The following is a 14,664-nucleotide window of genomic DNA, read 5'->3' as shown; positions in this document are numbered from 1 at the left end:
CTTATTCGCCTCCTAAACCGAGCATGATGCCTTTCACCGCGGCAACCGACTGGGATAGGACTTGCAGCTGACTCAAGTCTTGATCGCTGGCGACAATATATTGCTCCGGCGTTGAGCCTAAAATATCGACCGTTAGCGCATTGAGCTGGCTATCGGACCGAGTGAACACTTGGCTGTCTTGCTCCCAACTAAACACACTGTTTTTGGGGAGTAAATACACGGCCTTTTGATACTCGGGAACCACTGTCATTTGCTGGCCTAACAACAGGTTACATTCCTGCGGCACCGCCGATGACCAAGCCGTAACAAAGGCGCCTTCGGCAATCGCCGACAGTGACTCAATCGCGATATGGCATTGATTAATGTTGATGGCCGACAAGGAATGTGACTGCCCCGTCGGCACATTGACTTTGACGCGGATGCTGTTATTGGGCGCCAGTGAAAATAGCTGATCCCCCGCCATATAAGGGCCGCTGATGGCATTGAGTTTAACGATACCGTCAACGGGCGCGGCGACCACTAAGGAGTCAGTTGCCGCATCCGTGCTGTGGACGCGCTCCATAAAGTGCTGCATATGCTCGTATTCGAGGTGAGTAGTGAAATAGTCCTGACTGATCTCACGCCATTTTTCGGCGCTTATGCTGCCATTGGCGAGCAAAGGTTTGTTGCGCTCATAACGACTCTTGGCGAGTTGATACAGGGTAGCCGCGGCCTCGACTTGGGCGAGGTAGTGGAACACTTCTGGCCCTGTGAGTTTAACTATCGCTTGGCCTTTACTGACGCGCTGGCCTTGGCCGACGAGAAAGTGCACCTGCTGGATGTTCTCGGGCGTGCTGATCCAGTAATCATTGCCGGGGAGGATTTCAATCTGCGCTGGCAGAGGGCTGCCCTCATAACTGGCGACTCTTTGGGGGTGAGTGTAACTGAGGTCGAGATTACCTAAGGCGCTAATGGCTAAGCTTTCGGCCTGTGCCAAACCTACAACACTCGTGGATAAACAGAGAAGGCATGCGCCGTACTTGGCCATCATAATGAAATTCCTAAGGCTTGGAGTTGTTGGGAATGCAGTTGTTGTAAACTGACGCGGTTGAGCGCCAAGCGGGATTCGGTGTCGAGCGCCTCCATATAGCGGCGTAGCCAGACTTCATAACTCACCTGATCTTGATCTTTTACCTTGGCGAGTTCCTCGGTAATGGTGCGACTGAGGGCGAGCGCTTGGGTGAGTAGGCGCTGTTGCTCGACGAGGTTAGTTTGCTGGCGGACTAATTGATCCCATTGGTTTTTAAGCTCGAGGGCGCTGCGGTCAAGATTGAGACTTTGCTCGGTATTCGCTTGTTGCCATTGGGACAAATCGCTCTGGGACAGCGCCGAGCCCAAGGTTAAGGGCACTGACACGGCTATGCCTAACTGCTGATCATCCACGCCCGTATCCGAGGTATTTTTTGCTGTGAGTGAGACGGTCCAAGGATCGCGCTCACCCGCTTGCTGAGTTTGGATTAGCAACAAGTGTTGCTGTTGTTGCAGCTTTAGCAATTGCCATAGGGGATGTTGGGCTAAGGTCTCCGCGCCCTTGCCAAGCGGGCGGTCCGTTTCTTCTATCGCGCTCGGCATTCGGTCTTGACCCGTCAGCTGTTGATACAGGGCTAAAGATTGGGCTTGTTGCTGCAGAATGTCGGCGCGGCTTAAGGCGATATCGACACTTTCCCGCTCCAGTAGCAGAGTGTTGGCCAGTGGCAGTTCCCCCGCATCGGTCAGTTGTTTTTGCTGGCGATGGAGTTTATCGAGCAACTGCTGTTTGCGCTCCAGCTGCGACAGTTTGACTTCGCTCTGGCGGTATTCCCACAAGCTCTGCCTTAATAATCCCGAGAGATACAAGCCTTGCAGCGCTGTTTGTTGTTGATGAATTTGCTCGGCGAGTTGTTTTATTTGCTTATCGCTGCTGTGTAGCGCGGGCGATTTAAATGGCAAATTGACTGAGAGTTCCTGCTCGTAGCTGTTACTATTATCCAAACTCCCGAGGTGACTTAAGCTAATGCTCGGCAGGCCAGTGAGCCAGGTCGAGCTGGATAAATTTGCCGATTGGGTATTCGACGAAGTGAGATGAGTCAACCTAGCTTGGCTGCTCGAAAGCGCTTGGGAAAGGTCGGCTTCCGCCGCAAGACACAGGAAACTACTGCCGACTAAGCTGGTCAACAGACATAACTTGATACAAGACGAACTGACAGACATGAGATGATTCTGTGGTATTAAACAATGCTGTCAGTGTAGGGATTGACGGGTGAAAGTCGTCGGGGACCTGTATCATAAATCCGCCTATGGTACATATGTCCCATAAAGTAATTGATTGATTTTGCTTTTATTTAGGAGTTTTAGATGAAGGATATTGTCATTATTGGTCTGCTGGCACTCATCATGTGCTTTAAGCTTTTTGACATTAGTTCCGACATTCAATTAGGCATTCCGCAATGGCACTTAGTGCAGGAAGCCATACTCTTAGTGCTCACCGCCGTCGGTGCCATCTATCTAAGTTACGATTTAATGCGCCGCTCGCGTGAGGTTAAAGCCTTAGCAAAACGCCTCGAGTACGCCGATAAGAAAATCGACAATATGTCGACCCAAATGCGCTCCGCCAGACAGGAATACAGCCAAGCCGTATCGAACCAGTTTGATACTTGGGGTTTTACCAAGAGCGAGCAGCAAGTCGCATTTTTATTGCTTAAGGGGCTGAGTTTTAAAGAAATCGCCGAAGTGAGGCAGACAAAAGAGAAAACCGTGCGCCAACAGGCGTCGACCATTTATGGCAAGGCCGATGTGGATGGCCGCCACACCTTTTGTGCTTGGTTTATGGAGGATTTTATTCAAGAACATAACCAAGAACTGGCGGCAAACGAGTCCGATAGCGCCCATAAAGCCGCTTAAGCTAAACTCTCAGGCTTAGTTTTTATAGCTATTTATTATTGAAAATCGATATTGGCTGGCTTTTTAGTTCTAAACAATAATGATCATCCTCGAAATTTGTCGGATGATGCAATTGAAAAACTCGCTGCTGATTGTGTTTTGCTTTATTGCCCTCGTTGCATCCACGCAAACCACAGGATTACTCCGCTCGCTGATCGAATTTTCCGCTTTTTTAGGCGTACTGGGGTTGGCTTGGCAGATAAAACCCAACGCCGAATAATGCATCCCGCGTTAGCGCGTCAATCTGAGCCGCTAGGCTCAAATCCAATCTATTGAAAATACAGAATATAACCTAAAGACGTTACCCCAATTGCCGTCCACAGGATCACGCCCAGTAGCAAAGGCTTAGGGCCGCTTGCCCGCATCTTTTGCACCGTAATCCCCGCACCAATCAAGAACAGACATAGGACCAAGGTACGTTTCGACACCATAAACAACGTGTCGTAGAGTGGTTGATACTGCGGCAACCAATGGGCGATTGCGATGGCTAAACAGTAAAATCCGATAAAATACGGTAGGTTAAGCTTACGTTTATCGCCGCCAAAGATCAGCGCACTGACAAGGGCGATAGGGATAATCCACAGTGCGCGCGCCAGTTTAATGGTTGTGGCGGTTTTAAGTGCTTCATCACCGTAGGCAGAGGCCGCGCCGACGACTGAGGAAGTATCGTGAATCGCGATGGCACTCCACACGCCAAAATCGTATTGGCTCATATTGAGCAAATGCCCGAGGGCGGGGAATAAAAATAAAGCCACCGAGTTGAGTACAAATACACAGGCTAATGCGGTGGCGGTTTGGTCTGGTTTGGCATTAATGGCGGGCGATACGGCAGCAATAGCGCTACCGCCACAAATCGCGGTGCCTGAGGCGATTAAATGCCCTGTGATCGGGTCAAACTTTAAAGCGCGAGTCACCATAAAGCCTAAGAGCAGCGTAAAAATAATCGAGCCGACAATCAGCCCGAGATTGTGGCTACTGGCCTCAATCGCGGCATTGAAGTTAATGCCAAAGCCTAAGCCGATAATCGAATAGGACAGTAATTTTTTGGTGAGGGCGGCGATATTCCAGTCGTTTGGTACCCAACCTAGGCTGGCCAAGGTAAAACCGAGCACAAGTGCCATAGGGGATGAGATAAAAGGCGCGAGACACAGTAGCGCTGCGCAGATAAACATAAGGCGATGAGGTTGCTTAAGTTGCGAGACTATCGATGAAAAATTCATAACGCCTTAGGTTTGCGACTGAGTGTTTGGTTCTAACTACTGGAGCGCGGTTTTATATGGCAACGAGGTTAGAACTGAGACGCTGATAAAAGCGGGTATTATAGCGATGGAATTAATCTTCAATAAAATCAATTTAATTTATTTTGAGAGTCAGTTTTACTGACTATTGGGCCGATGGAATGATCATAAAGGAAAGCTGAGGAGATTCACCTATGGTTTCATCTCCTCCAACTGTAGGATTAAATTAAAGATTAACGATGCTTTGCAGGCTGTAATCACCACCGTCTTTAGCGGTAAACAACTTGTCTTGAATATCGTTGGCGCTTGGCATTCCCGCATGTAACAGGCTTAACCAGTGGCGAGATGTGGCGTTGCGAGTGTCCTTTGGCTCAGTTGCTTGTGCCATTGGGGTTTCGATTTGCACATCTTCCAAATTCGCTAAATCCCGCGCGCCTATCATGCCAGTGCGGTCGAAACATAACTCTACATGGCAGCCTTGGTCCTGTAACACTATGGCGCTTGGTGCATCTTTAGTGCCGTTGAAGGCAACAAACTGCTTGGTTTGGCGTAATCCGCTGTGGCTGCCGTCGGCAAAAAATGCCAGCAGGTGTTGGTAATAAACCACATAGCTGATCACATCTTGGTGCGAACCCGCATCCAGCGGGAAATGACGGTCGAGGAATTGCTTCGCTTGGGCAAGTTTTTCATGTTCGGCCACGTTCACTTGGGCGACGGCAAGCACTTCTTCTGCGATGAAGCTGTTAAGATTCGATTGGATCTGGTTGCTCTTGATAATTGACATATTCATCGCTAGTTCCTCTACACTTTCCAATTTAAAAATTAGGGCCTTGATTTCACTTTAGCTTGTCCAACAGCGTTAATCGTTAAGCAGTGCTAGGTGGATAACCCTTCCTCGATTGCTTAATTTGTAGTCTAGTCTTTTTTTGACTACAATTTCACAATAAAAATTTTACAATGTGAATTTTACAAAATGCGCAATGACCAGAGCTTGATGAGAAAATCACACTTCCTTGGAACAAAAATACGTAACCTACGGAAACGTAACAATTTAACCATGGAAGATTTATCCGCGCGTTGCATCCGCGTCGATGCAGGCAGTGCGCCCTCTGTGTCATATTTGTCGATGATCGAACGCGGAAAACGCGTGCCGAGTGCCGAAATGTTGGCCGTGATTGCCACGGTTTTTCAAAAGGACGTTGACTGGTTTTTAGACGACGTGCCCGAGGAGAGTGCCATCACGCCGGACAAGGGCCGCCGTGGTGGGATCAGTGGCATGGCACTCGAACCCAGCTTTTTGTTTTCAAATGATATTTTGCAAATAGCGATTCCTGAAATGCTATCCCAGACGGGGATCTCGGGTCGACAATTCGCCCACTTATTAATCCGCGCCCATCAGGAGCACCATCAAAACCATTTCCCCGATCTTGAACGTGCAGCCGAAGAGGTTGGGTTAAAACGAATGCCCTTATCCCTCGAGGATATGTTGGATATTGCCAAGGGAGTAGGCTTAAAAATCAAATGGATAGATAGTACGCCCCAGGAGGTGATCGACGAGCGTGGCGTAAGCTCCCATCAGTTAGTGACCTCTTTCTTCGAGCCGCCCAGCACGATTTACATCAATAAAGTCCTTAAAAATCGCCCCAGTCGGCTGAAGTACGATCTCGCCGCCCATATCGGTCATTGCGTATTGCACAACAAAGATGGGCTTAAGAGTGTGATGATCTCCGGCCGAAAACTGGAGATGGATGAAGAAGTGACCATGCAGTCTAATACCCTGAACGCACAGGATATTTTGCATGCATGGCGCGACTTTGAGTCCAGCTTTTTCGCGGGAGCCTTGTTATGCCCTAAAGTGCCTTATCGGCAGTTACTCGACCGCCACGGTTACGAAATTGAGGTGCATAAACAGTTACAAGTGTCGGCCTCGGTGGCTATGCGGCGGATGACGGTCGTATCGCCTTATCCCCATTGGCATTATTTTGATGCCTACGCGCCGGGCAAGCTTAAAGCCGTTTACCGCGGTAACGGTATTCCCTTGCCTTGGGGCAATATGCGCCTGGTGGAAGACCCCTGCCAACACTGGGCGGTGTTTAGAATGATCAGCGAGCCTTCAGTTGGGACCTCCGCGCAAATTTCGATTTTAAATGTGGGCAATGAACCACGGATTTATTGCTGCGAATCGATCAAGGTCGAAGACTCCGCGGGCAACCCCCATGTGCTCTGCGCTGGCATTGATCTCAATCCGGCCATTGAAGCCCAAGGCAAAGATGCCCTCTCTATCGCCCATGATCTAAAATCAGCCTGTGTTGCTGGTGGCGGATCAGTCGCGATTCCTAAGCATATAAAAAGTGACTTAGTCAGCATTGCTAAGATATTGAATATCAACTGGATTGAACGCGGTATTAAAAATGATGCTCGGCTTATCTGCTCCCGCGGCGCCGTCTGCCCACGGCAACCCAGCTGTTATCAAGCGGGTAAATCTCAGTGTGATGGGGTGGAGTAAACTATGCCGCGAAGTTTTGCATAGGATTTAGTAAATGGCTGCGATTAAGCACTCTCACTTTAGTGACACGCCGCCCTTTTATTTTATAAGAAGTCGTCCCTGAGGGCTCGACGGCGGCATCTGCTGCATATGAGGTGTAAAATGTTAAATTTCCCCGTATATCAGGGTAAAACTATTGCTTACCTTGACCAAAATATTCTCGATGTGTTTGTAAAGTTCGGTATGATAGATTTTGCACATATGTTAAAGGAAAACTTCCAGATCGTTTATTCTGATGAGACTCTAAATGAGATAAAAAGGTCTGGAGAATATGCTAGTAAATTTTTGGATGTGTTAAACGATTTAAATGCACTCCATCTAAAACAGATGATGACAGACTCATTTGAACAAACAGATAAAGCTACTGTTTCTAAAAAAGATTCATATTTAGCTTACAAAGAATACTGCGACCAATTACCTTTGTATCAGGAATTGCTTGGTTCAATGATGCAAACAGTATTTAAAATATATGGTGGTCGAAAAGGTGATAACTTTGAAAAGATTAATAGTGAATTACTCGGAGTTTTTTCTAATCTTATGATTCATCTTCATGAGCAAGCAGACACTCTAAACGATAGTAGCCCTAATTTAGCTTACACAATTAAAGATACCGCAAAAAATTCCTTGGAGTGCATGGATAGTGCTCTTAAACAATCTGCATCATTGATGTCATCAAATGTGAACGATGAGGAAAACTGGTCTGGTGTAAGAGATTTCAGAAACGCTATGAATATTGGCCCAGTGGAGTTAAATAACATATCGCCTCCAAATGTTCTTGAAAAAATATGGGACTTATATAAGGATAAAGAAGAGTATAAAAATTTAAATTGGACAGTAGATGATTTCTTCTTTATAAAATCAGACCTTATTTCGCCAGGGAAGTCATTATTTAATTTTCAAAAAATTACATGTATATATAATCATCTTAATTTTATTGGTTATTATCCAGATTCTAAGACTTATAAAGAGCGTCGTTTTACTGCTGCACTTAGCGACCAAGGGCATGCATCTATAGCTTCATTCGCAGACGTAATATTCTCAAGAGATGAAAGCTTTGTTAAAAAAACAAGAGCAGCATATGAGTACCTTGGAATTAATACAAAGGTAATTTTTGTTACGTTAGATTTAAAAGAGGAACAGTAAGCTATTTAAGAGTAATTTGTAATGAGTGACTACATTCAAAAATTTATTTAATTACCTATCAATATGTGTGGAGCTCGAGTTATAAATTGTTAGCAACAGGAATACACCAGAATTAACGAGATTAAGCACTGGCATGTAAGTGACCGTTGGCGGCATGGATGCCGCCGTCGAGCCTATAGGGATATATTCACGGCGAGTCACTGGAATGCCAGTGCTTAATCATTTGCGAACAGATAATCTGTTATTGCTGTTCGACTAATCACACTAAGCCCTAATCTGTCCTGTGCCTGAAACCAGGTATTTTTCAGTGGTTAAGGCTTCGAGTCCCATGGGGCCGTAGGCATGTAGCTTAGTGGTGGCTATGCCGATTTCGGCGCCGAGGCCGAGTTCGCTGCCATCGGAAAAACGTGATGAGGCATTCACCATAACGACCGAGGCATCCACTGCGCGTTGAAAGCGGGCGGCGGTGAGTTCATTGTCGGTGCAAATCACCTCGGTATGGTGGCTGCCAAACTTAGCAATATGTTGGGTGGCGACTTCAAAACTGTCGACTTGGCGAATGGCGATTTCTAAGTCCAAGTATTCTTGTCCAAAATCCTCTTCTGCCATATAAGTGCAAGCGTCGAAATACGCGGCGGCCGGAGGACATGCATTGATTTTTACTTGATGCTCAGCTAGTGCTTTGGCGACGCGGGGCAAGAATCGCGGCGCGATATCCTTATGCACTAACAAGCCTTCGAGGGCGTTGCATACGCCTGTGCGTTGGGTTTTACCATTAAGCAGCAAATTTAAGGCGATATCTTGATTGGCGTCCTTATCCACATATAAATGGCACACGCCCTTAAAGTGTTGAATAACCGGAATGCTACTGTTTTCAGTGACGTAATTAATCAACCCTTCGCCACCGCGAGGGATGATCACATCGATAAATTCCCGCTGCTGCATCAGTTCGAGCATCAGGGCGCGGTCAGGATCGGGGATTACGCTGATTAGTGCTTTAGGTAAACCATAGGCGGTGAGTACCGCCTGTAAAATGCTGGCGATCACTTGGCTGGTGTGGAGTGCTTCCTTACCGCCTCGCAGGATCACCGCATTGCCGGATTTAAAGCACAGGGCGCCTGCATCGGCAGTGACATTAGGTCGCGCCTCATAAATCATGCACACCACGCCGAGTGGCACGCGCATCTTGCTGATGGATAAGCCGTTAGGTCGTTTACCAATAAAACGCTCGCGCCCAACGGGATCGGGCAGGGCGGCGATAGTTTCGATTCCTTGCGCCATTGCCTCAATACGATGCTGGTTCAGCGTGAGGCGATCGACCATGGCAGGGCTTAAGTTGTCCTGAGTCGCTCGGTGCACGTCAATCAGGTTCGCGCTTTGGATTTCATAGCTTTTTTCCCTTAATGAGCGCGCCATATCCAGTAATACGGTGTTTTTTAACGACTCATCGAGTTGGGCTAGTGTGCGGGCCGCATGGGCGGCATCGGCAGATATTTGTTTAATTAGGCTCATAGTTTCTCCACTCAAATGGATTTAAGAATGGCGATATTCTTATCGGAAATGATGGGGCCGGTTTTTTGCTGGAATTCACTGGCAAACGCCTGATCATCCTGCTCGGTAATAAAACTCAGTAGGCAACTGCTGTAGTTAGATTTGGCTTTTGCTAACTTAGTGCCATCGCCTTTACGCACCAGAATGGTGTCGCCCACTGAGAAATCCCCTTTGACTTCAACCACATCATCACTGGTTAATTGCTCGCTGTGCTGATCGAGTGCGAGGTCAAAATCATCCTCGACGATCACTTCGCCCTGCGCTTGCGAGGTGTGGGTCATCCAATGCAAATGCTCCTGCATCGGTTTTTCGTAGGGGGTAAAGAGGGTGCCCGGATTTTGCCCCTTTAGCAGCTGGCTAAAGGAATCGGCATTAAAGCCATTGATAATAAAGGTCTCAATGCCGTGGGAGATGGCTTTCTCGGCGGCTTGGATTTTAGTGCGCATGCCACCTGTGCCAACATCGCTGCTGGCGCCTCCCGCCATCGCATAGATATCTGCATTGATTTCAGTGACTTGCTTTATCAACTTGGCATTGGGATGTTCGTGGGGATTTTGATCATAGAGTCCATCCACATCCGAGCAAATCACTAAGGTGTCGGCATCGGCCGCAGCCGCCACCATGGCCGAGAGATTATCGTTATCGCCAACCTTAAGTTTGTCAGCGGTAACGGCATCATTCTCATTGATGATCGGCATTAAACCGTGTTCGAGCAGGCTAAAAATCGTGTCTCGAATACTGATATAACGCTCGCGATTACGTAAGTCTCCATGGGTCAGCAGCAGTTGGGCGGTGGGAAAATCAAATAGCTTATTCCATGTCGCCATCATATCCGCCTGACCCGCAGCCGCCATGGCCTTTTTCACCGTCACACTCGGCTGAGTTTGGCCCTCAAAATGATGCCAACCTGCGGCAACCGAGCCGGATGAAACCAGTACCACTTGGATACTTTGGACGCGGCAGTAAGTAATAAACTGCGCGATACCCAAGAGATAATGGCTACTGCAACCTTGCTTGTGGGGCGCGATTAAGGCGCTCCCCACTTTGACGACGATACGTTTACGGGGAGAGTCTGTCATAACCGCCTCCTTAGCTTTCCTCAGCCAGTACACGACCAGCCTGATGGAATTGCTTAGTGGTTTTAGGACAAGGATCGGTATCGAATTTGCTCACCAGATAAATCACAGTGCTGCTGACAACAAAGCCTGGGATCATCTCATACACTAAGCTAGTCAATGCCTTACCATCGGCAAGCACGGGGGCATAAATCCAAAAGAGTACCGTGAGCGCGCCTGAAATAATCCCCGCAATCGCCGCTTTATGGGTGAGATTGGCTTTATACAAACTAAACAGCACCAGCGGACCAAATGCGGCACCAAAGCCTGCCCACGCATTACTCACGAGGGAGAGGATGCTGTTAGAGCGATCAAGCGCCAGCAGCGTTGCGACAATGGCAACACCTGCGACCCCGTAACGACCCATTTTGACCATCTCTTGCTCGCTCGCTTGTTTCTTCGAGAGGGTGCGATAAATATCTTCGGTCAGCGAACTCGACGAGACTAATAACTGCGATGAAATCGTGCTCATAATGGCCGCGAGAATCGCTGCTAGCAGGAAGCCGCTGATTAAGGGATGGAACAGTAGCTCTGAAAATACGATAAAGATGGTTTCAGGGTCTGACAGTTTCATGCCAAATTTATTGGCGTAGGCGATACCGACCAAGCCCGTCGCTAGGGCGCCGATAATGGTCACTGTCATCCAACTGATGCCGATGCGGCGTGCGGTTTTAATGTCGGCGACCGAGCGGATCGCCATAAAACGCACAATAATATGCGGCTGGCCGAAATACCCAAGTCCCCACGAGAGGCTCGAGATTAAGCCAAGCAGAGTCACATTTTGCATCGCGTCGGTAAAATGCGGGATCGACTGATAGGCAAAATTCATCATACGATCTGCGCTGGTAAATTCTTGATATGCCACGAAAGGCACTAACACCAAGGCGACAAACATAATGCAGCCTTGCACAAAGTCGGTGAGGCTAACGGCTAAAAATCCCCCCAGCAGAGTGTACGACACCACGACGGCTAAGGTGACGACTAGGCCAATATCGTAGTTCAGCCCAAAGGCGGATTCGAACAACTTGCCGCCCGCGACTAATCCCGCCGAGGTATAGAGGGTGAAAAAGATCACTATGATGGCGGCGGCAATAATGCGAATGCTGTTATCGGCCTGACCAAAGCGTTTGGCGAAGAACTCTGGAATAGTCAGCGCGTTATCGGCGACCTCGGTGTAGACCCGTAATTTAGGGGCAACAACCAGATAATTGATTAGAGCACCAATTAATAATCCGAGGGCGATATACAGGGTTTCAAACCCCACTAGGAACATGGCGCCGGGCAGGCCCATCAGCATCCAGCCACTCATATCCGAGGCGCCGGCCGAGAGAGCCGTGACGTGCGGACTCACTTGGCGGCCACCCAAAATGTAACCAGAGACATCATCGGTCGACTTACGATAGGCGAACAAACCAATAGCGAGCATGGCAATAAAGTAAATTGCCAATGAAACGTAAGAGAGGGAATTCATCGATTATTTTCCTCCTAACGCTTTGTTATTTTGAATGAAGCTCGGTTTCAAAATGACAAAGAGATAGGTACTTAGAATGGCGAACAGGCAGAAATATTGTAGTGTTCCATGAAGGCGTTCCCGGGTGGAACGGATGATCTGTGAGATGGGGTTTTCATCTGTAGCATGCTGAGCTGACATAATGCCTCCTTGATTTATTTAGAGTGAATAATAGTTAGTGCTATAACTATAATAAGATCTTTATTAGCAAAATATCAAGTTGAAATGCCCAGTTTGCATACTTTCGGTTGGCGTAAAGCAAGGGAAATTGATTTGAATACTGATAAATTTACCTGTGCTTTTAACCGATAATGGGGGCGAAAGAGTGGGATGTTAAGAGCGGATAAATAGGCTTGATGGCTTATCGTTGAACATAAAAAAAGCGGCGCTGAGAATATCAGAACCGCTTCGATAAAATGCAACATTCACAGGCTATTGAGCCTGATTTAAAACTTGAGTCATGCGCTTAGCGCATAGTCACAAATTCCTCAGCGCCAGTGGGGTGGATGGCGACAACGGCATCGAAATCGGCTTTGGTGGCGCCCATTTTCATGGCAACGCCAAATCCTTGGAGGATCTCATCCATACCAAAACCAATGCCATGAATACCAACGACTTTCTCTTCTTTACCGGCGCAGACCAGTTTCATCTTACAGGCTTGGCGATGGCTAGTGACGGCGGTATACATGGAGGTAAAGCCTGAGGTATAGACCTTCACATTGTCATCACCATATTGCGCGCGGGCTTCTGGCTCGGTTAATCCCATAGTGCCAATCGGTGGATGGCTAAAGACCACGGTTGGGATTTGACTGTAATCCATTTTGGCATCGCTCATGCCGTTAAATAGGCGCTCGGAGAGTAAACGACCCGCTTTAACTGCAACAGGAGTCAGCTCCACACCGCCCGCCATAATATCGCCCACGCAATAAATGCCTTTGTGGGTGGTATTTTGCTGCGCGTCGGTAATCACATAGCCTTTGCTATCCAGTTGCACATCGGTGTTTTCTAAACCGATATTGCCCGTTGCGGGTGAACGGCCGATAGCCCAAATCAGGCAATCGACGGTCACACTTTCGCCATTTTCAAGGTTCAGAGTCAGGCTGTCGTCGGCATTTTTGACCACAGATTGTGGGACGCTGTTGGTATGCAGGGTTGGGCCTTCGGTCTTCATGGCATCGACGAGGGCGTCGATTAGCATAGGATCGAAGTTACGCAGCGGCGCATGTTTACGCACAAACAAGTGAGTCTCACTGCCAAGTGCGTGTAACACGCCCGCGACTTCGACGGCGATATAGCCAGCGCCGACGACTGCGACACGTTTAGGTTGTTCGCGCAGGGCGAAGAAACCATCGGAATCAATCCCGTATTCGGCACCAGGAATGTTTGGGATGGTTGGCGCGCCGCCGGTGGCGATCAGGATATGGTCAGCCGTGTAGTGCTCGCCATTCACTTCAATGGTGTTGCCATTAACGAAACGGCCATAACCATTGAGCAGGGTGACTTTGTTATTGGTAAAACCGCGACCGTAGGCCTCGTGTATGCGACCAATATAGGCTTCGCGGCTGTTTACTAAGGTGTTCCAGTCGAATTTGTTGACTGAAACATCAAAGCCATAATCTTTGGCGTAGAGGTTCATGGCTTCGGCGATATGCGCGCCATACCACATGACTTTTTTGGGTACGCAGCCCACGTTTACGCAGGTGCCGCCAACGTGTTTTGCTTCGATGAGTAGCACTTTAGCGCCACGCATGGCAGCTCGGTTAGCTGAGGCGATACCGCCGCTGCCTGCGCCTAGGCAGATATAGTCAAAATGTTGAGCCATGAGTTTCTCCGTCTAACTCTAAGAATGAGGTGCTTAATAGCAGAAGGTCATTGTAGGTTGGAATGGGTTTGCAGACCAGCCCATTAAGTCGCCAGGGTATAGACCTTGGTTTGCCACAAAAAATCTCCATGAAGCGGAGATTTTATCCCTTGGCGGTTAGCTTAAGCTTAACGGCGATATTGGCAGCGATGGTAATCATCAGGGTTTGGTCCTTCTACGCCGCATTTAAGGCATTGCCACTCCTGCTTGCGAGCATTGAGTTCATCGCTATGGTAGTCGGCGGCTTGCTCTCGCTTATTGCCGATCTGGGTTTCGAGCTGTGACATGCGCGCATCAAGCCAACGGCAACTAGGATCGTTAGCGACTTTATCTCTGCTGGCGAGTTGTTGCTTGCGACTCAATTTTTTATTTTTAGTCTTAGTGGATTGCGTCTTGTTGGTCTTTGTTTTTGGGGACGTATTGTCAACATTGACGGTGGGAGGCGAATAATCCAAAGCGCTTTGCTCTGCAGGAATGGGCAGCGGTTTACCTTGACTGTCGAGCAGGGTCCCCAGTGGTAGTGAGTCAGTCGTACTACTTTTTGACAGAGATTCTAATACTAATTCAGGCTCGCTCTCGGGTGCCGCTAAGGATGGCAGAGTACAAAATGCTAGTGTAATAAATGTGTTCGTGAGTATTTTAAACTGATGAGCCAACATTCCCTGTGCCTCGCTAAATCAAGGTCGTTCCATCGACATCTTGAGTGTAGTTTGGACGGGAACGGTTTGCCAAGCCGAAGGGAG

General features: G+C 48.2%; 14 protein-coding genes. 4 read left to right on the top strand and 10 right to left on the bottom strand.

Features of this window, described 5'->3' with window-relative positions; translation table 11 throughout:
• Position 1: 1 nt before the first annotated feature.
• Entirely contained in the window at positions 2-1,030 is a 1,029-nt protein-coding gene (locus JM642_RS19840) for a membrane fusion-like protein (RefSeq protein ID WP_203432426.1), read from the bottom strand.
• Positions 1,027-2,229: a metal transporter gene (locus tag JM642_RS19835; protein WP_144346376.1), complete on the bottom strand. Its 1,203-nt coding sequence runs from the start codon at positions 2,227-2,229 to the stop codon at positions 1,027-1,029. Before JM642_RS19835 ends, JM642_RS19840 begins: the two co-directional genes overlap by 4 nt.
• 144 nt (positions 2,230-2,373) lie before the next feature.
• Here JM642_RS19835 and JM642_RS19830 point away from each other — a divergent pair, with 144 nt between their 5' ends.
• Positions 2,374-2,919 carry a LuxR C-terminal-related transcriptional regulator gene (locus JM642_RS19830; protein WP_037428372.1) on the top strand — a complete coding sequence of 182 codons (546 nt, stop codon included), beginning with the start codon at positions 2,374-2,376 and terminating at the stop codon, positions 2,917-2,919.
• Positions 2,920-3,022: 103 nt separating this feature from the next.
• Positions 3,023-3,178, top strand: coding sequence for a hypothetical protein (locus JM642_RS19825; RefSeq protein WP_186293754.1), 156 nt, complete (start codon positions 3,023-3,025; stop codon positions 3,176-3,178).
• Positions 3,179-3,227: 49 nt separating this feature from the next.
• On the opposite strand, the gene JM642_RS19820 is transcribed toward JM642_RS19825, so the two are convergent.
• On the bottom strand, positions 3,228-4,178 hold the full coding sequence (locus tag JM642_RS19820; RefSeq protein ID WP_144346377.1) for a putative sulfate exporter family transporter: 951 nt from the start codon (positions 4,176-4,178) through the stop codon (positions 3,228-3,230).
• A 244-nt stretch (positions 4,179-4,422) separates the two neighbouring features.
• Positions 4,423-4,986 carry a malate synthase gene (locus tag JM642_RS19815; RefSeq protein ID WP_037423939.1) on the bottom strand — a complete coding sequence of 188 codons (564 nt, stop codon included), beginning with the start codon at positions 4,984-4,986 and terminating at the stop codon, positions 4,423-4,425.
• A gap of 183 nt (positions 4,987-5,169) precedes the next feature.
• On the opposite strand from JM642_RS19815, the gene JM642_RS19810 reads away from it, so the two are divergent.
• Together JM642_RS19810 and JM642_RS19805 are read left to right on the top strand one after the other, a co-directional pair.
• Positions 5,170-6,702 (top strand): DUF3612 domain-containing protein, encoded by a 1,533-nt coding sequence (locus JM642_RS19810; RefSeq protein WP_203432425.1) that lies wholly within the window; start codon positions 5,170-5,172, stop codon positions 6,700-6,702.
• Positions 6,703-6,843: 141 nt separating this feature from the next.
• Positions 6,844-7,884 carry a hypothetical protein gene (locus tag JM642_RS19805; RefSeq protein WP_203432424.1) on the top strand — a complete coding sequence of 347 codons (1,041 nt, stop codon included), beginning with the start codon at positions 6,844-6,846 and terminating at the stop codon, positions 7,882-7,884.
• Between the two features lie 264 nt (positions 7,885-8,148).
• Here the strand turns inward: JM642_RS19805 and JM642_RS19800 are convergent, their stop codons facing one another.
• The 6 genes from JM642_RS19800 to JM642_RS19775 all read right to left on the bottom strand — a co-directional run bounded on the left by JM642_RS19800 (position 8,149) and on the right by JM642_RS19775 (position 14,580).
• Positions 8,149-9,396 (bottom strand): glutamate-5-semialdehyde dehydrogenase, encoded by a 1,248-nt coding sequence (locus JM642_RS19800; protein WP_203432423.1) that lies wholly within the window; start codon positions 9,394-9,396, stop codon positions 8,149-8,151.
• An 11-nt stretch (positions 9,397-9,407) separates the two neighbouring features.
• Positions 9,408-10,514, bottom strand: a complete 1,107-nt coding sequence (gene proB / locus JM642_RS19795; RefSeq protein ID WP_203432422.1) for a glutamate 5-kinase — start codon at positions 10,512-10,514, stop codon at positions 9,408-9,410.
• Between the two features lie 10 nt (positions 10,515-10,524).
• Entirely contained in the window at positions 10,525-12,021 is a 1,497-nt protein-coding gene (putP, locus tag JM642_RS19790) for a sodium/proline symporter PutP (protein ID WP_203432421.1), read from the bottom strand.
• 3 nt (positions 12,022-12,024) lie between these two features.
• Positions 12,025-12,201 (bottom strand): hypothetical protein, encoded by a 177-nt coding sequence (locus JM642_RS19785; RefSeq protein ID WP_166485368.1) that lies wholly within the window; start codon positions 12,199-12,201, stop codon positions 12,025-12,027.
• Between the two features lie 325 nt (positions 12,202-12,526).
• Positions 12,527-13,882 carry a glutathione-disulfide reductase gene (gene gorA / locus JM642_RS19780; protein WP_011718767.1) on the bottom strand — a complete coding sequence of 452 codons (1,356 nt, stop codon included), beginning with the start codon at positions 13,880-13,882 and terminating at the stop codon, positions 12,527-12,529.
• Between the two features lie 167 nt (positions 13,883-14,049).
• Positions 14,050-14,580: a hypothetical protein gene (locus JM642_RS19775; protein WP_172588788.1), complete on the bottom strand. Its 531-nt coding sequence runs from the start codon at positions 14,578-14,580 to the stop codon at positions 14,050-14,052.
• Positions 14,581-14,664: the final 84 nt, after the last annotated feature.

The organism is Shewanella sp. LZH-2, assembly GCF_016859145.1.
GTDB classification, from domain to species: Bacteria; Pseudomonadota; Gammaproteobacteria; order Enterobacterales; family Shewanellaceae; genus Shewanella; species Shewanella xiamenensis.
This window is presented reverse-complemented; position numbering and strand designations above follow the sequence as displayed.